The sequence below is a fragment of the Micromonospora kangleipakensis genome (assembly GCF_004217615.1).
GTDB classification, from domain to species: Bacteria; Actinomycetota; Actinomycetes; order Mycobacteriales; family Micromonosporaceae; genus Micromonospora; species Micromonospora kangleipakensis.
In genome coordinates this window covers 6,946,259-6,964,487 of record NZ_SHLD01000001.1, presented here as the reverse complement: position 1 = coordinate 6,964,487, position 18,229 = coordinate 6,946,259, and the positions used below count along the sequence as shown (strand labels likewise).

Below are 18,229 nucleotides of genomic sequence, written 5' to 3'. Positions count from 1 at the left end.
GCTCACAGGTTGTTTCCAGGAACCGCCCAGCGGAGCCGCAGCGAGAGCGCGGATGATGGGCCACATGGTGGCTACCCAGACCGAGGCCCGACTGCTCGTCGTCGAGGACGACCCGAACATCCTCGAGCTGCTCTCCGCGAGCCTGCGCTTCGCGGGCTTCGACGTGGCCACCGCGACCAGCGGCAGCGCCGCGCTGCACGCCGCCAAGGACCACCGGCCCGACCTGGTGGTGCTCGACGTGATGCTGCCCGACCTGGACGGCTTCGAGGTCATCCGGATGCTCCGCGAGGGCGGCACGCGTACCCCGGTGGTCTTCCTGACCGCGCGGGACGCCACCGACGACAAGATCCGCGGGCTGACCCTGGGCGGCGACGACTACGTCACCAAGCCGTTCAGCCTGGAGGAGTTGACCGCCCGCATCCGGGCCGTGCTGCGGCGTACCGCCACCGGGGAGCAGGCGCCGTCCCGGCTCACCTTCGCCGACCTGGAGCTGGACGAGGAGACCCACGAGGTGCACCGGGCCGGTCAGCGGGTGCAGCTCTCGCCGACCGAGTTCAAGCTGCTGCGCTACCTCATGCTCAACGCGAACCGGGTGCTCTCCAAGGCGCAGATCCTCGACCACGTCTGGAACTACGACTTCCGGGGCGACGACAACATCGTCGAGTCCTACATCTCCTACCTGCGGCGCAAGGTCGACAACACCCAGCCCCGGCTGATCCACACCCTGCGCGGGGTGGGCTACGTGCTGCGCAAGCCGGCGGCGTGAACACGCTCCAGCAGGCGAAGGGACGGCTGCGCAGCGTCCCGCTCCGCGTCAAGCTGGTCACCTCGGTGCTGGCCCTGGTGGCCGCCGCCCTGGTCGTGATCAGCGCACTCACCACCTACTTCCTCCGGGACTACCTGATCGCCCAGGTGGACGAGCAACTCCGCGGCGACACCTTGAGCGTCGCCCGGGCGCTGGACCAGGCCGGCGGAGGGCGACTCCTGGTCAACATCCCCTCCGACTACGTGGCCGCACAGGCCACCCCTGCCGACGGCGTGCAGGAACCCTCGCGCTACTCAGGGATGAGCACGGAAGAGCTGCCGCGCTTTCCGGTGGACTATGCCGGCTACCAGGCGCGGGTGGGTGAGCCGTTCACCGTGCGTTCCGAGGACGGCCGCACCCGCTGGCGGATGCTCTACACCGACCTCGGCAACGGCCGCATCATCGCCTTCGGACAGCACCTCACCGACGTCGACCTGGCCGTCAAGCGCCTGATCTGGATCGACCTATTGGTCGGCGGGGCGGTGATGATCATCCTGGCCTCGGTCGGCGCGGCGATCGTCCGGACCAGCCTCAAGCCCCTCGTCGAGATCGAACGGACCGCCGCGGCCATCGCCGGCGGCGACCTCACCCGACGGGTGCCCGACCCCGAGGAGGGGCGCCCCTGCCCCACCTCCGAGCTGGGCCGGCTCTCCCGGGCGCTGAACGCGATGCTCGCCCAGATCGAGGCCGCCTTCACCGCCCGCGCCGCCTCCGAGGCGGCGGCCCGCAGCGCCGAGGTCAGCGCCCGGGACGCGGCGGCGGCGGCGCAGGCCTCCGAGGCCCGGGCCCGCCGCTCCGAGGAGCGGATGCGACAGTTCGTCGCGGACGCCTCGCACGAGCTGCGTACCCCGCTGACCACCATCCGTGGCTTCGCCGAGCTGTACCGGCAGGGCGCGGCCCGCGAGCCGGAGCAGACCGCCGGCCTGCTCCGTCGGATCGAGGACGAGGCGGCCCGGATGGGGCTGCTGGTGGAGGACCTGCTGCTGCTCGCCCGGCTGGACCGGGAGCGGCCGATCGCCCTGGCGCCGGTGGAGCTGCCGGTGCTGGCCAGCGACGCGGTGCAGGCGGCCCGGGCGGTCGCCCCGGACCGGCGGATCGAGCTGGACATCGAACCGGGCGCCGGCCCGCTGGTGGTGTACGGCGACGACGCCCGGCTGCGACAGGTGATCGGCAACCTGATGACCAACGCGCTCACCCACACGCCGCCGGACGCCTCGGTGACCCTGCGGCTGCGGACCGAGCCGGGCAACCTGGCCGTGGTGGAGGTCGCGGACACCGGTCCGGGGCTGACCCCGGAGCAGGCCGAGCGGGTCTTCGAGCGGTTCTACCGGGCCGACGCGGCGCGGACCCGGCGGGCCGGTGGGACCACCAGCACCGGGCTCGGGCTGGCCATCGTGGCGGCGCTCGTCGGGGCCCACCACGGCACCGTGGAGGTGGCCGAGACGCCCGGCGGCGGGGCGACCTTCCGGGTCAAGCTGCCGCTGCTGCCGGAGACCGCGGACCAGTCCGACTGACTTTCAGAAAACATTCAGGCACGTTCCAGGCTGATCGCAGAGCCAGGGGAGAAGGTGGTCCCATGACCGAGTACGAGACCGACCCGCAGCGGTCGCCGGCTCCCGCCGACGCCGAGCCGTCGCACCCCACCGCCGAGCTGTCCCGCGTCGAGCACGGGCAGTCCGACTCCACCACCCCGGCCGCCGCGCCGGTTCCGGCCGACTCCCCGGCCGCCGGAACCCCCGCCGCCCCGGAGCCCACGCCAACCCCAGCCACCGAGGCTGGCCCGCCGGAGACGCCGGCCCCCGCCGGGCCGTACGCGCCGCCGACGGCGACCCCGTCCGCCCCGTCGTACCCGGTCTCGGGGCAGCCGCAGCCGGGCGCCCCCTGGTACGGCGGGCAGCAGCAGCAGACCGGCTGGGCCCCCGGCGGGCACCAGGGCGGGCCGGGCTACCCGCCGCACGCCGGCGGGCCGGTCCCGCCGTACCAGGGGCACCAGGCCTACCAGCCGCACCACCCGGGCCAGCCGCACCACCCCGGCCAGCCGGTCCCGCCGTGGGGCCCGGTGCCGGCGGCCCGGCCCAGCCGGGCAGGCAAGTTCGTCGGCGCGGGCGCGCTGGTGCTGGCACTGATGTTCGGCTCCGGCGTGGCCGGCGGCGCCCTCGCCCTCGCCCTCGACGGCGACTCCGGCGGCGTCACCCGCACCTACTCGGCGGCCCCCGTGCTCAACAGCGCGGACCTGCCGAAGATCGCCGCCGCCGTCCAGGACAGCGTGGTCTCGATCATCACGGACAACGGTGAGGGCTCCGGGGTGATCCTCAGCGCCGACGGTTACGTGCTGACCAACAACCACGTGGTCGCCTCCGCCAGCGGCGACACGGTGAAGGTGGTCTTCGCCGACGGCAAGACCGCGCAGGCGAAGATCGTCGGCACCGACCCGAAGACCGACCTGGCGGTGGTCAAGGCCAGCGGCGTGAGCGGCCTCAAGGCGGCCAAGTTTGGCGACAGCGACGGGATGCAGGTCGGCGACCAGGTGCTCGCCCTGGGCAGCCCGCTCGGCCTCCAGGGCTCGGTCACCGCGGGCATCCTCAGCGCCCGGGACCGCACCATCCAGGCCGGCGGCGAGGGTCAGCAGCAGGACCGGCAGCAGGCGGCCAGCTCGATCTCCGGCCTGCTCCAGACCGACGCCCCGATCAACCCGGGCAACTCCGGTGGCGCGCTGGTCAACACCCGGGGCGAGGTGATCGGCATCAACACCGCGATCGCCACCGCCGGGCAGGGCAGCAACGGCAACATCGGCGTCGGCTTCGCCATCCCGAGCAACAAGGCCAAGGACGTCGCCGAGAAGCTCCAGCGCGGCGAGAAGGTCAGCCACCCCTCGCTCGGGGTCAGCGTCAACGCCGCCGAGGACGGCGGGGCGCTGGTCGCCGCGGTCACCCCCGGCAGCGCCGCCGAGAAGGCGGGGCTCCAGCGGGGCGACGTGATCACCAAGTTCGGCGACAAGGCGATCAACGACTCCAACGACCTGGTCGGCGCGGTCCAGTCCGGCAAGGTGGGCGACCGGGTCGAGGTGCAGTTCAAGCGGAACGGATCGGCGCAGACGGCAACCGTGACGCTCGCCGAGACGTCATAACGGATACGGACCTTCCTCCGCCAGGCGGCGGGTGACGGAGCCAAGGGGGTTGGCTCCGTCGCCCGCCGCCTTTTCCGTCCCCGCTCACCCGCACCGGGTGAGCCCGGCTCACCCCGCGCGGCGGCATCCTCGACGAACGGGAACCGTACGGGGAGGGGACGTCATGACCACCGCAGCCGCCGTCCGCACCGATCCGGAGATCCAGCGGGACGTGCTCGACGAGCTCGACTGGGACGCCCAGACGCAGCCCACCGAGATCGGCGTGACGGTCTCCGCCGGCGTGGTCACGCTCACCGGCTGGGTGGACAGCTACGCCCGCCGCTGGGCGGCCGAGCGCTGCGCGCACCGGGTACGCGGCGTCCGGGCGGTCGCCAGCGAGATCGAGGTACGCCTGCCAGGCACGGAGGAGCGCACCGACGCGGAGATCGCCATCGCGGCCGGTCGGGCGCTGGAGTGGGACAGTTTCGTGCCCGCCGAACGGCTGGACGTCACCGTAGCCAACGGCTGGGTGATGCTCCGCGGCGAGGTGGAGTACGGCTTCCAGCGGCGTACCGCCGAGCGCGAGCTGCGCCGGCTGCGCGGCGTACGCGGGCTCACCAACCTGGTGGAGGTCCGTCCGCCCACCCCACCCAGCGACGAGCAGACCCGCCGGGACCTGCAGCGGGTGCTGATCCGGCGGACCGGCACGGAACGCGTCGAGATCCAGGTCACCGGGGACACCGTGGTGCTGTCCGGGGTGGTCCGCTCCTGGTGGCAGCGGGACGAGGCGGAACGGGCGGCCTGGTCGACCCCCGGCGTCCGGGAGGTGCACGACCGGCTTGTGGTGGCCGGCTGAGGACGGGTCGCCGTTTGCCGCCGTCGGCACCGGGAAAGTGCCGTCGATCACGTTCTTCGGGGACCAACGGGGGAGGACTCGTGGCCGTGAACCACCTGCCGTCGGAGCGCTCGCGCGCGCGGCCACTGCGGATCGCGATGGTGGCGCCGCCGTGGCTGTCGTTGCCGCCGCCCGGTTACGGCGGCCTGGAACACGTGGTGGCCGGGCTGGTGGACGGCCTCGTCGGGGAGGGTCACGCGGTCACCCTCTTCGGTGCCGGCGCGGAGCACGGCACCGCCGCCGAGTTCGTCTCCACCGCGCCCGATCTCCAGTACCGCCGGCTCGGCGAGGCGCTGCCCGAGCTGGCGCACCTGGCCCGGGTCAAGAACCTGATCTCCGCCGCCGACTTCGACGTGGTCCACGACCACACCACCATCGGCCCGCTCATCGCCAGCCACCGGGCGGTGCCCACCGTGGCGACCGTGCACGGCAACCCGGTGGGGGAGTACGGCGACGTGCTCGGCGACACCGCCCACGGCGTCGGTCTCGTGGCCATCTCGCACGCCCAGCGTCGGGCCAATCCGGGGCTGCCCTGGGCGGGCACGGTGCACAACGCCATGCCGGCACAGGGCTTCCCGAGCAAGCGGACCCCCGGTCGGGGGCCGGTGCTCTGGCTGGCCAGGTTCAGCCCGGACAAGGGCCCGGAGGTGGCGATCCGGGCCTGCCGGGCGGCCGGCCTGCCGCTCACCCTGGCCGGCAAGTGCAACGAGCCGGCCGAGCAGAGCTACCTCCAGCAGGTGGTCGAGCCACTGCTGGACGAGGACGTGAACCTGGTGCTTAACGCCGACCGGCAGACCACCCTGCGGCTGCTGCTCGACGCCCGCTGCCTGATCATGCCGATCCAGTGGGAGGAGCCGTTCGGCATGGTGATGCTGGAGGCGATGGCGACCGGCACGCCGGTGGTGGCGCTGCGCCGGGGCGCGGTGCCGGAGCTGGTCCGCCCCGGCCTGACCGGGCTGGTCTGCGACCGGGCCGACGAGCTGCCGGCGGCGCTGCGCGAGTCGTCCCGCCTGGACCCGGCCGACTGCGTGGCGCACGTCGCGGAGAACTTCTCCCTGGAGCGGATGGCCCGCGGCTACGAGGCGGTGTACCGGAGCTTCCTGGCGAAGGGAGTCGTCGGGCCCGAGGCGCGGGAGCCGGTCCGGGTCGCGGCCCCCTGACGGGTCAGGTCCGCGCCGCGGCCAGTCCGGCGGCCGCGGCGTCGAGCTGGCGGGCGTACCCGGGGTCGATGCTCCCCTCGCGCCGCCGCTCCCCGATCTTGGCGCGGAGCCGGTCCACCTCGGTGGTCAGCTCGTCCCCGGCGGTCGCGGTGCTCGCGTTGCGGGAGCAGGTTGCGCAGGTCGACGCCGACGTCACCGCGGATCCGGCCGGCCGCCAGGCCCGATGAGTCGGCACCTGCGGACCAGCAACCTGCCGACGTGCAGTGACGCCTTCAGTCGCACCCCGTGCTTGGGAGCGCTATCAGGTTGCGGGAATGTGTCCGGCCTGTCAACGGCTGTCCGTTCCGTGGTCGCGCTCCGCGACGTCGGCGCGGCCCGCGGTGACGGCGCCCGGCAGCCGGGCCGGCTCCGGCGGGCCCGCTTCGGCCCCCGTGCCAGGATGAACGTCATGAGTGGCGGTCCGGTGGCGTTCGTGCTCGGCGGCGGGGGAGTGCTCGGCGCGGTCGAGGTGGGCATGCTCCGGGCCCTGTTCCGGGCCCGGATCCGGCCGGACATTGTGCTGGGCACCTCGATCGGGGCGGTCAACGGCGCCCTGGTCGCGGCCGACCCGTCCGAGGCCGTCACCGACCGGCTGGTCCGGCTCTGGGCCTCCCCGGAGGCCAGCGAGGTGTACGGCGACTCGGTCGCTCGGCAGCTGCGCCGCTTCGCCGCGCGGACCCACCTGCACTCGCCCCGGCCGCTGCGCCGGCTGCTGGAGAGCGAGCTGGGCGAGGAGACCACCTTCGCCGACCTGGCGGTGCCGTTCCGCTGCTGCGCGGCGAACATCGAGCGGGCCGCCGAGCACTGGTTCCACACCGGACCGCTGGTGCCCGCGGTGCTCGCCTCCGCCTCGGTGCCCGGGCTGCTGCCGCCCACCCAGATCGACGGCCAGCACTACATCGACGGCGGAATCGTGAACTCGATCCCGATCGGGGAGGCGGTCGCCGTCGGCGCCACGCGGATCTTCGTGCTCCAGGTGGGACGGATCGAGCGGGAGCTGACCCCACCGCGGCGGCCCTGGGAGATCGCCCAGGTCGCCTTCGAGGTCGCCCGGCGGCACCGGTTCGCCCGGGAGATGGCGGCCCTGCCCGACGGGGTGGAGGTGCACGTGCTGCCCACCGGCGGCGGGAGCCCGCGCGACGACAGCCCGTGGGCGTACCGGGACATGGCCGTGGTGGGGCGGCGGATCAGCCGGGCCTACACCGCGTCCCGGCACTACCTGGCCCAGCTGGACCGCTGATGCCGTTGCCGCCCCGGTGGGTACGCCGGTTGCTGCTGGCCCCCGGCGTGGTGCTGCTCGCCGTGGCCGTGGTGACCACGCTGCCGGTCTGGGCGCTGCTCGCGCTGGCCGCCTCCCCGTTGGTGCCCGGCCGGCTGCGACCGCTGCGCCTGCTCTGGATCGGCGCGGTCTACCTGGTCTGGGACGCGGCCGCGCTGCTCGCCCTCTTCGTCCTCTGGCTGGCCTCGGGCTTCGGCGCCCGCAAACGGTCGCCGGCCTTCCAGCGGGCGCACTACGTGCTGGCCGGGCACTTCCTGCGGGTGCTGTTCTGGCAGGCCCGCTGGACGCTGCGGCTGCGCATCGACGTCGTCGGCACGGACCCGGACACCGCGCTGCCCGGCCGGCCGGAGCTGGTGCTCTGCCGGCACGCCGGGCCGGGGGACTCGTTCATCCTGATCCACGCGCTGGTGAACTGGTTCCACCGGGAGCCGCGGATCGTGCTCAAGGAGAGCCTGCAGTGGGACCCGGCGATCGACGTCCTGCTCAACCGGCTGCCGAACCGCTTCATCGCGCCCGGGTCGGACGGCCGGGACAGGGTCGTCACCCAGATCGGCCACCTGGCCACCGGGCTGGACGACGACGACGCGTTCGTGATCTTCCCGGAGGGCGGCAACTTCACCCCGAGCCGGCGGCTGCGGGCCATCGCCCGGCTCCGGGCGCTCGGCCTGGAACGGATGGCGCTGCGCGCGGAGCGGATGCAGCACGTCCTCGCCCCGCAGCCGGGCGGACTGCTCGCCGCGCTGGACGCCGCCCCGGACGCCGGGGTCATCTTCGTGGCGCACACCGGGCTGGACCGCATGCTCACCGTCACCGACGTGTGGCGGGAACTGCCGATGGACAAGCGGATCGTGATGCGGTTCTGGTCGGTCCCGCCCGAGGAGGTCCCCGTCGACCGCCAGGAACGCATCGACTGGCTCTTCGACTGGTGGGCCCGGATCGACCGGTGGATCGCGGACCACCGGGACGGCGCCACCACCTGACCCCAGCGGGTTGGGGATACCGCCGATCGGCAGGAATTCCACGTAGGGTGCGCTGGTGGAGCAGATCTGCGTGGTGACGACGGTGGTGGACGCGCGCGGGGTCGCCGACGTGCTGGCGGCCGCGGCCGTCGCGGGTCGGTTGGCGGCGTGCGCCCAGGTCGGCGGGCAGGTGGACAGCACCTACTGGTGGCAGTCGGCGATCCAGACCACCGCCGAGTGGACGGTGCAGTTCAAGACCGCCCCGGACCGGGTGACCGCCCTGGTCGACCAGCTCCGCGCCAACCACCCGTACGAGGTGCCGGAGATCCTGGTGACCCGGGTGGAGAGCGGCAACCCCGGCTACACGGCCTGGGTGCACGAGCACACCCGCCCCTAGGTACTCCTACTCTGGGCGGCCGGCCGTCCGGGCCCGATGCTGTCCGAGTGGAGAACACCGGTTACCCCTGCCCCGGCTGCGGCGCGCCCGCCGACCTCGCCTCCGGCTGCCCCGGCTGCGATCGCCCGCCGTACCCGCCCGCCGCCGAGGTGGTCCGGCTGGACCGGGAGATCGCCGCGTTGTCGCCGGAGGTGGACCGGGCCCGGGTGACGTACCAGGACCTGCTGGCCCGGCTGGGCGCGGCCCGGCAGCGCCGGACGGAGCTGGCCGCTCGGATCCGCCTGGAGATCCCGCCGCCGCAGCCCCGCCCGGTGCGACCCGTCCCGGTCCCGCCGTCGCCGGCCGGGGCCGGGCCCGGCCGGCCGGAGACCTCGACCCGGACCGTGCAGGGCCTGCTCTTCGTCCTCGGTGGACTCCTTCTCGGCACCGCGGCGATCGTCTTCACCGCGGTCGCCTGGGCGGCCGTCGGGGTGGCCGGCCGGGCGTTGATCCTGGCCGGGGCCACCGTGCTCGCGCTGGCGGTGCCGCTGGTCGTGAACCGGCGTGGGCTGCGCGGTACGGCCGAGACGTTCGCCGCGGTGGGACTGCTGCTGGTGCTCCTCGACGGGTACGCCGCCTGGACGGTGGACCTGTTCGGCGTGGCCGGCTGGCCGGGAACCCGGTACGCCGCGCTGGTCGGGGGGATCGGCGCGGCGGTGGCGGCCGGGTACGCCCGGCTGAGCCGGCTGACCGTGCCGTGGTTCGCGGCGCTGCTGGCCGCGCAGCCGGTGCTGCCGCTGGCCGCGGCGGCGGCCCGGCCGTCCGCCGCCGGGTGGGCGCTGGTCTGCACCGGGGTGGCGCTGGGCGATCTCCTGGTGGTGGTCGCCCTCCGTCCCCGGGTCGCGCCCGCGGCCGGACCGGTGGCGGGCGACGAGGCCCGGCCGGGCACCCTCGTCGGCACTCCGGCGGTGATCGCCGGGCGGGTGCTCGGCTGGCTCGGCCACGGGGTCGCGCTCACCGTCGCGGCCGGCTGCGCGCTGGTGCCGCTGGCCTGGGGCCGGGCGGCCGGTACCCCGCTGCTGGCCGGCGGCCCGTTGCTGCTGGTGGCGCTCGCCCTGCTCGGCGGGGCGCTGGCGGCGGGCGGCCGGACGTACCGGCTGATCGCGGCCGGGCTGCTGGTGCCGGTGCTCGCCACCGCGCTGCTCCGTCCGGTGGCCGAGCTGCGTCCGGGGCTGCTGCTGGTCGCGGCCGGGTCGGTGGTGGCCGTACTGGCCGGGGCGGTCCGGGCGCTGCCGGCGCGGCTGCGTACCGGGCCACGGGTGGGGTCGCTGGTGGTGGCCGCCGGCCTGGCGCAGGTGGCCACGGTGGCGACGGTGGTGGTCGCGGGCGGCGCCGTCCTCCGGTCGCTGCCGCCGTGGCGGGGCGCCGACGCCGGGCCCGCGCCGGACTGGGGGTGGCAGCTGCCGGTCGCCGTGCTGCTGACCGCCGCGGCGGTGGCCCTGCTGCTGCCCCGGGCCGCCCGGCCGGTCGTCGCGGTGCTGGGCGGGGCGCTGGCCGTGCTGGCCGCCCCGGCGGCCGCGTCCACCCCGTGGCCCGTGGTGGTGGCGGCCGATCTGCTGGCGGCCACCGCGCTGCTGGTGTCCGCCGTGCTCCGGCCGCGCCGGCGGTACGCGACCGTGCTCGTCCCGGCCCTCGCCGGGGCCGTCCTGCTCGGTCACGGGCTGCTGGTCGGGCTCGCCGACCCGGCCGGGGCGGGAGCGGGCCTCGCCGTCGTGGTCGCGGCCGGCGCCCTGGTGGCGGCGTGGGGCCGGCGGGGCGCCGGCGTCCAGCCGGCCGCCGGCGGGGTGGCGCTGGCCGCGGCGATGCTCGCCGTGCCGGCGGGGGTGGCCGTCGGGCTGATGGCCGCCGGGGCGCCGCCCTGGTGGCAGCTGCGGGGGGCGTTCGCCGCCGTCGGGGTGCTGGTGGTCGTGGTCCTCGCCGTCCGTCGCCGGTGGCCGGACCTGCTCGGGTACGCCTCGACCGGGTTCGCCGCCGCGCTCGCGCCGGTCGGGGCCGCGCCGCTGGTCGTACCCGGGGACGAGCGGGTGTCGCTCTACGCCACGCTGGGCGTGCTGCTGGCGCTGGCCGTCGGCGGGGGTGCCCGGCCCGGCACGGCCCCGCGCCTGGTCGGAGCCGGACTGTCCGGGCTGGCGCTGCTCGCCGTCGCGCCGGTCACCCTGCGGGTGCTCGTCGAGCTGCCGGTCCCGGCCTGGTCCGGGGTGCCCGCCGTCGACCGGGTGCCGGGTGCCGCCGGCGCGGGCCTGACCCTGCTGCTGCTCGGGGCCGCCGCGGCGGCGTACGCCCGGATCGTGCACGGCGGGCGGTGGCTGCCGGCGCTGGTCGGGCTGCCGTTCGGCGCGGCCGGGCTGCCGGTGCTGCTGGCGGCGGCCGGGGCGCCCTGGCCGGTGCCGCCGGCGGTGGCGTTCGGGGTCGGGCTGGCCGCGCTGCTGGCCGCCGCGCTCGCCGCGCCGCGCCCACCCCTGCTCCCGGTCACGTTGCCGGTCGGGCTGGCGCTGGCCGTGCCGGGGCTGGGCGGACTGCTCGCCACCCCGGCCGGGACGCTCGCCGGACTCGGCGCCCTGGTGGTGGCGGCGGCCGTCGTCGGCGCGGCCGGGCGGCACGCCGACACCCGGCTGGCCGGCTGGCTGTCGGGCGTGGTGGCGGCGGCCGGCTTCGCGGTGACCGCGGCGCTCGCCGGCGGCCTGCCGCTGCGTACCGCCGCCTTCGCGGTGCTGGCGGTGGCGGTGCTGGTCCTGTTCGCCGCGCCGGCCCTCGCCGCCCGCGAGGGCCGGGTCGGGGCGGCGCCGGCGACCGGGCGCGGCCCGGTGCTCGGGGTGGCGCTGGCGGCGGCCGCCCAGGCGGTCGCGCTGCTGGCGCTGCTGCTGACCGGCGGCGCGCTGCGGCACGCGGCGGCGGTCTGCGCGCTCTGGGGCGCGGCCGTGGCGCTGCGGGTGCTGCGGCGGGGCGAGTCGACCTCGCGGCGCTGGGTCCTCGCCGGCATCGCGGGCGGCAGCGAGCTGCTCGGCGGGTGGCTGCTGCTGGTCGCCGGAGGGGTGGCGCTGCTGGAGGCGTACACGGTGCCGGCGGCCGGGCTGGCCCTCGCCGCCGGCCTGGTGGCGCTGCGGACCCGGCCCGGGCTGAACAGCTGGCTGGCGCTCGGCCCGGGGCTGGCCGCGGCGCTGCTGCCCAGCCTGGTCTCGGTGCTGGTGGCGGCGGATCCGCAGCCGTGGCGGCGGCTGGCGCTCGGCGTCGTCGCGCTCGGCGCGGTGCTCGGCGGGGCGGTCCGGCGCTGGCAGGCGCCGGTCCTGCTGGGGGCGGCCACCCTCGTCCCGCTCGCGCTGCACGAGCTGGCCCGCGGCTGGGACCTGCTGCCCCGGTGGATCTACCTCGGCCTCGGCGGGTTGGCGCTGATCGCGCTCGCCGCGACCTACGAGCGGCGCCGGCGGGACCTGGCCCGGTTACGAACAGTGGTTAGCGGGATGAGCTGAGGGTAGGGTCAGCCTTACCCCCACTCGGGGGCGAGCAGGATTACTCAGCGCAACCGCGCCGACCAGACTCGGTACGGCGGCCGCGCCACCGGGCGTGGCACATGACCGAGGAACGGGGAGCGCAGATGACCACTTCCATGCTGACAGGACCACCGGTACGGCGAGGCAGTGACTACGCGGGGTTGTCCCGCCGGGTCGCCGAGGCCGGCCTCCTCACCCGCCGCCCGGGCGGCTACGCGGTGCGGATCGCGCTCACTCTGGGTGGTTTTCTGGCCGGCTGGGCGGTGCTGGTCGCGGTGGGCGACTCCTGGGCGCAGCTGCTGGTCGCGGTCGGGATGGCGGTGGCCACCACCCAGGTGGCGTTCCTCGGGCACGACGCCGGGCACCGGCAGATGTTCCGCCGCCGCGGCCACAGCGAGGCGGCCGGGCTGATCGCCGGGAACCTCGCCGTCGGGCTCAGCTACGGCTGGTGGGTCGACAAGCACAACCGGCACCACGCCAACCCCAATCACGAGGACGAGGACCCGGACGTCGGGGCGGGCGCGCTGGTCTGGACGTACGAGCAGGCGGCGGCGACCCGCGGCGTCGGCCGCTGGCTGGCCCGGCGGCAGGCGTGGCTGTTCTTCCCGATGCTGCTGCTGGAGGGGCTGGCGCTGCACGTGGCGAGCGTCCGGGCGCTGGTCGGCCGGGAGCCGGACGGGCGCTGGAGCACCCCGCTCCGGCACCGGACGGTCGAGGCGCTGCTGCTCGGCGCGCACGCGGTCGGCTACCTCGGGCTGGTCTTCGCCGTCATGTCGCCGGTGAAGGCGCTGCTCTTCATCGCCGTCCACCAGGGTCTCTGGGGGCTCTACATGGGTTGCGCGTTCGCCCCCAACCACAAGGGCATGCCGATGCCGTCCGCCGACGACGACCTCGACTTCCTGCGCAAGCAGGTGCTGACCTCGCGCAACGTGCGCGGCGGCCGGTTCGTCGACGTGGCGCTCGGCGCGCTGAACTACCAGATCGAGCACCACCTCTTCCCGAACATGCCCCGGGCCAACCTGCGCCGGGCGCAACCGATCGTCCGGGCGTACTGCGCCGAGCACGGCATCGGGTACGCGGAGACCGGGCTGGTCGAGTCGTACCGGCAGGCGCTGGCCCACCTGCACGAGGTCGGCCGCCCGCTGCGCGAGCGGTGACCCGCCCGCCGGCCCCGCCCTGTTCAGCGACGTGCCGGGCGGTGGCGGGGCGGGGCGCCGGAAGGCCCTGCCGGTAGGGTCGACGCATGGCAGACCTGCTCACCGACGAGGCGGTACGAGACGAGCTGGGCGGGTTGGCGGACTGGTCGGGTGACCCGGCCGGGATCAGCCGCACCGTCGAGCTGGGCAGTTTCCCGGACGCCATCGCGGTGGTCGACCGGGTCGCCGCGGTGGCCGAGGAGCTCGATCACCACCCCGACATCGACATCCGATGGCGGACCCTGACCTTCCGTTGCGTCACGCACTCGGCCGGTGGGGTGACCCACCGTGATGTCGCGTTGGCCCGGCGGATCGACGACATCGTCCGGAGCGCCCGATGAGATTCGAGATCAGCAAGGTGCTGGACGCCATCGAGGGTCGGGTCTGCACCGACCCCTCGCTGGCCCGCGCGGTGGTGGACCTGGCCGAGGTGATCCGCTGGCAGGACCTCGACGGCGGCCGGCCGGGCAGCCTGCTCCGGCTCGGCCTGGTGATCGACGCACTGGCCCGGCAGTTGGAGGAGGACAGCGTCCCGGTCTACGCGATCGTGCACCGGGCCCTGCTCTCCGACGCCGACCTGACCTCCAACGAGCGGATGGTGGTCCGCCGCTGGGCGGACGACGGCCTGGTGGAGGTGCTGGACAATCCGGGCGACCGGATGCTGGAGGTCGCCGACCTGCTCGGGCTGCCGGTGCTCAGCCGGGTCCGCTTCGACGGGCTGGGCGGCCGGTGGCCGTGGCTCGGGAAGGCCGGGCGGGTGCTCGCCCCGGTGCCCGGCGCGGGCGGGCCGGTCTTCATCGCGCACGTCGGGGGCGGGCAGAGCCCGGCCACCGGCACCCGGTCGCCGGTGGGCGCGAAGCTGCTCGCCCGGCAGTGGCGCTGCCCGGAGCCGGGCTGCGCGCTCTTCGGCGCCGGCGGGGGCGGTGGCGCCTTCGCCGACCTGGCCCGGGTGGACCGCGCCCCGGCCGGGCAGCCGCCACCCACGCTCCGGGCCGGAGTGCCGACCTGCCCCCGGCACGGCGCCCGGCTCGGCGACGCCGGGCCGCGGCCGCGTACGGAGGTGCTGGCGGTGCGGATCGGCGGGCTGGTCCGTCGTCGGTTCGTGCTCACCGAGGCCCAGCCGGTGCTGGTCGGGCGGGCGCCGGACGTGTCCAACGGGATCACGCTCGGCCAGTGGCTCAACGACGAGTCCCGGCGCTGGGTCAGCCGCAGCCACGTCCGTTTCGAGCTGCGGGTCGGCGAGGTGGTGGTGACCGACACCAGCACCAACGGTTCGGGCATCCGCCCGGCCGGTTCGATGGCCGAGCCGGACCGGCTCCCGCTCGCCCCGCAGCAGTCCCGGGTGCTGGGCGAGGGCGACATCGTCGAGCTCTACCCCGGCGTGCAGATCGGCCGCGCCGACGAACTCCCCAGCGGCGCCCCGTTCACCCCCACCTCGGTGATGGCCGAGGCCCCCACCATGGCCATGCGCATCCCCCGCCCCTGACCCACCCCACCGGGGCGGCCCGGCGTTGATCATGAAGTTGTTGTCATGACACGCCGGTGCGGGTGACAACAACTTCATGATCACGCCCTGCGTGGGCGGGTGGGATGCGGAAGGGCGCCGGGACCGAAAGGTCCCGGCGCCCTTTGCGCGTGCGGGGAGGGTCAGGCCGCGAGGATGGCGGCGAGCTGGGCCACCGCGTGGTCGATCTCCTCCTCGGTGATGACCAGCGGCGGGGCGAGGCGGATCGTCGAGCCGTGGGTGTCCTTGGCCAGGACGCCCCGCTCCATCAGCCGCTCACAGGCCTGCCGGCCGGTCATCAGCGCCGGGTCGATGTCCAGGCCGGCCCAGAGGCCGCGGCCCCGGACGGCGACCAGGCCCTTGCCGACCAGCGCCTGGAGGCCGCCGTGCAGCCGCTCGCCCAGCTCGGCCGAGCGCCGCTGGAACTCGCCGGTGGCCAGCAGCCGGACCACCTCGGTGGCGACCGCGCAGGCCAGCGGGTTGCCGCCGAAGGTCGAGCCGTGCTGGCCCGGCTTCAGCACCCCGAGCACGTCGGCGTTCGCGGCGACCGCGGAGACCGGCACGATGCCGCCGCCGAGCGCCTTGCCCAGCAGGTACATGTCCGGCACGACGCCCTCGTGCTCGCAGGCGAAGGTGGCACCCGTCCGGCCCAGGCCGGACTGGATCTCGTCGGCGATGAAGAGCACGTTCTGCTCGGTGCAGACCCGGCGCACGCCCGGCAGGTAGCCCTCCGGCGGCACCACGACGCCCTGCTCACCCTGGATCGGCTCGAGCAGCACCGCGACGGTGTTCTCGTCGATCGCGGCGGCCAGCGCGTCCAGGTCGCCGTAGGGGACCACGGTGAAGCCCGGGGTGTACGGCCCGAAGTCGGCGCGCGCGTCCTCGTCGGTGGAGAAGCTGACGATGGTGGTGGTCCGGCCGTGGAAGTTGCCCTCGGCCACCACGATGTTCGCCTGGCCCGGGGTGACGCCCTTGACCTGGTAGCCCCACTTGCGGGCCACCTTGATGCCGGTCTCCACCGCCTCGGCGCCGGTGTTCATCGGCAGGACCAGGTCCTTGCCGCAGAGCTCGGCCAGCTCCTTGCAGAAGTCGGCGAACTGGTCGTGGATGAACGCCCGGCTGGTCAGGGTGAGCCGGTCGAGCTGCGCGTGCGCGGCCTCGATCAGCTTCGGGTGCCGGTGGCCGAAGTTCAGCGCGGAGTAGCCGGCCAGGCAGTCCAGGTACCGCCGGCCGTCCACGTCGGTCAGCCAGGCCCCCTCGGCGCAGGAGACCACCACCGGCAGCGGGTGGTAGTTGTGCGCCGTCCAGCGCTCCGCGTCCCGGACCGCCCCTGGCGTCCGCAGCATGTCGTCGACGATCACTTGATTGCCTTTCCCTGACGGAGTCGCAACGTGCAGCACTTCGGTCCGCCGCCGGCCTTGCGCAGCTCGGACAGGTCGATGCCGATGGTCTCGTAGCCCCGGTCGCGCAGCTTGGCGGCCAGGTCGGTGGCCTGCGCGGGCAGCACCACGTGCCGGCCGTCGCTGACCGCGTTCAGCCCCAGCACCTCCGCGTCGGCCATGGTGGCGTGGACCGCGTCCGGGAAGAGCCGGCGCAGCACGGCCTGGCTGCCGGGCGAGAAGGCCTCCGGCAGGTACGCCACGGTCCGCTCGTCCAGCACGGTCAGCGCGGTGTCCAGGTGGTAGAAGCGCGGGTCCACCAGCTGCATGGTGATCACCGGGTAGCCGAAGACCTCCTGCAGCTGCGCGTGCGAGGCGTGCGCGGTGCGGAAGCCGGTGCCGGCGAGCAGGTGGTCGCCGACCAGCAGGACGTCGCCCTCGCCCTCGTTGACGTGCTTCGGGTCGTACATCTCGAAGCCGGCGGCCTCGAACCAGGCGCGGTACGCGGGGGCCTCGTCGGCGCGCTGCGGGTCGCGGAACTGCACCGCCATCGCCTTGCCGTCGATCACCGTGCCGCCGTTGGCGGCGAAGACCATGTCCGGCAGGCCGGCGACCGGGTCGACCAGCTCGACCTCGTGGCCCAGGTCCAGGTACGTCTGCCGGAGCTGCTCCCACTGCCGGATCGCCAGGTCGGCGTCGACCGGCGCGGTCGGGTCCATCCACGGGTTGATCGCGTAGTCGACGGCGAAGTACGTCGGCCGGCACATCAGGAAACGCTGCCTGGTGGCGTCCATCGTCATTGTCCTGCTCCCAGCGGTCGGGCGCGCCCGGCCACCGTGGCCCACGGGCTGGCGCCGTTGGTCAACGGTATGCGGCCCGGGCCGACGACATCCACCGTCAGAAGTTGCGTTGGGCGCCGGATCATTGCGTCTGGGCATCTTCCGGCGGCGAATCGTTGCGTCAGCTCTCCGCCTGCCCGTTCGATCACCACCACCCGGGATCTCCCGGTCGATCAACTCCTGGCTTGAGGGCGTCGCCGTGCCCGAGGGGGAAACACTTCGGGGGCGGCGATTCGCCGCCCCCGAAAGAGGATGTGCCCGGCTGGTGAACCACCAGAGCTGGTCGGGCGTGCCGGCGCACCGCCGGCGAGCTGGAAATTGCCCGTCAGAACAGGCCGGCAAACTGTGAGTCGAGCCACTCGCGGAACCGGCCGACCCAGTCGCCGTCGGTGGTCGGCCAGTCGAACTGACCGGTCAGCGCCACGACCCCGAGCACCACCGCGGCGAGACCGACCAGGATGCCGATCAGCGCGTCGGTCTTGCCGGCGACGTGCCGGCGGCGGGTGGCGCTCAGACCCAGCACGGCGAGGACCGCGCCGACCGCGCCGAGCCCGAGGCCGTACCCGGCGAGGGCGCCGGTGAGCACGAAGAGCGCGCCGACCACCGAGACGATCAGGCCGAGGGTGGCGAGCAGGCTGGCCCGGGGCTTCGGCCCGACGGCGACCGGCACGGTGGGCTCGGGGCGGCCGTCGAGGTCCCGGTCCACCGGCACCGGCCGCTCCACCGCCCGGTCCCGGCTCCGGTCCAGGTCGACGGTCCGCTCATGGGTCGGGTCCGGGCCCACCACGGCGCCGGCCTGCGGGGTTTCCGTGGCCACCGGCCGCCCGGTGGCGGCCCGCGCGTTCGCCGCCCGGCGCTCCGCGTCGGAGACACGGTCATCGTCGGTGGCGGTCGTGGTGCTCCGGTATGTCGCCCCGTCGTGGTCCCGGTCGGTGACCACCGGCCGTCCCGCCGTGCCGTCCACCCGGTCCGGCGTCGCGGCGCGGTCCCGCTCGTCGACGCGCCCGTCGCCGTTCACGTCCTCGTTCTGCGCCGGTCCGTTCCGGCGCGACAGAATCTTCACTTCACACCTCCTGGTCAAGGGCGTGGAGGCCGCGGAAGCGCAGTGGCAGCCACGCGTGACACACAGGAAGTACCCAGGTGC

At 75.0% G+C, this 18,229-nt stretch carries 16 protein-coding genes; 12 read left to right on the top strand and 4 right to left on the bottom strand.

Going from position 1 to position 18,229, the window contains the following annotated elements; translation table 11 throughout:
• The first annotated feature begins 64 nt into the window (after window positions 1-64).
• The 5 genes from EV384_RS33105 to EV384_RS33085 all read left to right on the top strand — a co-directional run bounded on the left by EV384_RS33105 (window position 65) and on the right by EV384_RS33085 (window position 5,966).
• Window positions 65-766 (top strand): response regulator transcription factor, encoded by a 702-nt coding sequence (locus EV384_RS33105; protein ID WP_109800454.1) that lies wholly within the window; start codon window positions 65-67, stop codon window positions 764-766.
• Window positions 763-2,319 (top strand): HAMP domain-containing sensor histidine kinase, encoded by a 1,557-nt coding sequence (locus EV384_RS33100; protein ID WP_130339624.1) that lies wholly within the window; start codon window positions 763-765, stop codon window positions 2,317-2,319. The genes EV384_RS33105 and EV384_RS33100 overlap by 4 nt, the downstream gene beginning before the upstream one ends.
• A 62-nt stretch (window positions 2,320-2,381) precedes the next feature.
• A complete protein-coding gene (locus EV384_RS33095) occupies window positions 2,382-3,932 on the top strand; it encodes a S1C family serine protease (RefSeq protein ID WP_130339622.1) in 1,551 nt (516 codons plus the stop codon).
• Window positions 3,933-4,095: 163 nt separating this feature from the next.
• On the top strand, window positions 4,096-4,767 hold the full coding sequence (locus tag EV384_RS33090; RefSeq protein WP_130339620.1) for a BON domain-containing protein: 672 nt from the start codon (window positions 4,096-4,098) through the stop codon (window positions 4,765-4,767).
• A 137-nt stretch (window positions 4,768-4,904) separates the two neighbouring features.
• The gene (locus tag EV384_RS33085; RefSeq protein ID WP_130340956.1) at window positions 4,905-5,966 is read left to right on the top strand and encodes a glycosyltransferase family 4 protein; all 1,062 of its coding nucleotides are present in this window, start codon (window positions 4,905-4,907) and stop codon (window positions 5,964-5,966) included.
• 4 nt (window positions 5,967-5,970) lie between these two features.
• Here the strand turns inward: EV384_RS33085 and EV384_RS33080 are convergent, their stop codons facing one another.
• Window positions 5,971-6,162, bottom strand: coding sequence for a hypothetical protein (locus tag EV384_RS33080; RefSeq protein ID WP_130339618.1), 192 nt, complete (start codon window positions 6,160-6,162; stop codon window positions 5,971-5,973).
• Between the two features lie 252 nt (window positions 6,163-6,414).
• On the opposite strand from EV384_RS33080, the gene EV384_RS33075 reads away from it, so the two are divergent.
• From EV384_RS33075 to EV384_RS33050, 7 genes are all read left to right on the top strand, one after another.
• Window positions 6,415-7,245 carry a patatin-like phospholipase family protein gene (locus tag EV384_RS33075; RefSeq protein ID WP_130339616.1) on the top strand — a complete coding sequence of 277 codons (831 nt, stop codon included), beginning with the start codon at window positions 6,415-6,417 and terminating at the stop codon, window positions 7,243-7,245.
• Window positions 7,245-8,264 carry a 1-acyl-sn-glycerol-3-phosphate acyltransferase gene (locus EV384_RS33070; RefSeq protein ID WP_130339614.1) on the top strand — a complete coding sequence of 340 codons (1,020 nt, stop codon included), beginning with the start codon at window positions 7,245-7,247 and terminating at the stop codon, window positions 8,262-8,264. Before EV384_RS33075 ends, EV384_RS33070 begins: the two co-directional genes overlap by 1 nt.
• A 55-nt stretch (window positions 8,265-8,319) precedes the next feature.
• Window positions 8,320-8,640 carry a divalent-cation tolerance protein CutA gene (cutA, locus tag EV384_RS33065; RefSeq protein ID WP_130339612.1) on the top strand — a complete coding sequence of 107 codons (321 nt, stop codon included), beginning with the start codon at window positions 8,320-8,322 and terminating at the stop codon, window positions 8,638-8,640.
• A 47-nt stretch (window positions 8,641-8,687) separates the two neighbouring features.
• Complete coding sequence (locus tag EV384_RS33060) at window positions 8,688-12,146, top strand: SCO7613 C-terminal domain-containing membrane protein (RefSeq protein WP_130339610.1); 3,459 nt, start codon at window positions 8,688-8,690, stop codon at window positions 12,144-12,146.
• A 125-nt stretch (window positions 12,147-12,271) separates the two neighbouring features.
• Window positions 12,272-13,324, top strand: coding sequence for a fatty acid desaturase family protein (locus EV384_RS33055; protein WP_130339608.1), 1,053 nt, complete (start codon window positions 12,272-12,274; stop codon window positions 13,322-13,324).
• Between the two features lie 86 nt (window positions 13,325-13,410).
• Window positions 13,411-13,704, top strand: a complete 294-nt coding sequence (locus EV384_RS35675; protein ID WP_207232532.1) for a 4a-hydroxytetrahydrobiopterin dehydratase — start codon at window positions 13,411-13,413, stop codon at window positions 13,702-13,704.
• A complete protein-coding gene (locus EV384_RS33050) occupies window positions 13,701-14,849 on the top strand; it encodes an FHA domain-containing protein (RefSeq protein ID WP_207232531.1) in 1,149 nt (382 codons plus the stop codon). The genes EV384_RS35675 and EV384_RS33050 overlap by 4 nt, the downstream gene beginning before the upstream one ends.
• 161 nt (window positions 14,850-15,010) lie before the next feature.
• Here the strand turns inward: EV384_RS33050 and rocD are convergent, their stop codons facing one another.
• From rocD to EV384_RS33035, 3 genes are all read right to left on the bottom strand, one after another.
• On the bottom strand, window positions 15,011-16,213 hold the full coding sequence (gene rocD, locus EV384_RS33045; protein ID WP_130339606.1) for an ornithine--oxo-acid transaminase: 1,203 nt from the start codon (window positions 16,211-16,213) through the stop codon (window positions 15,011-15,013).
• Between the two features lie 11 nt (window positions 16,214-16,224).
• Complete coding sequence (gene ddaH, locus EV384_RS33040; protein WP_207232530.1) at window positions 16,225-17,040, bottom strand: dimethylargininase; 816 nt, start codon at window positions 17,038-17,040, stop codon at window positions 16,225-16,227.
• 370 nt (window positions 17,041-17,410) lie between these two features.
• Window positions 17,411-18,148 carry a DUF4190 domain-containing protein gene (locus tag EV384_RS33035; RefSeq protein WP_130339602.1) on the bottom strand — a complete coding sequence of 246 codons (738 nt, stop codon included), beginning with the start codon at window positions 18,146-18,148 and terminating at the stop codon, window positions 17,411-17,413.
• Window positions 18,149-18,229: the final 81 nt, after the last annotated feature.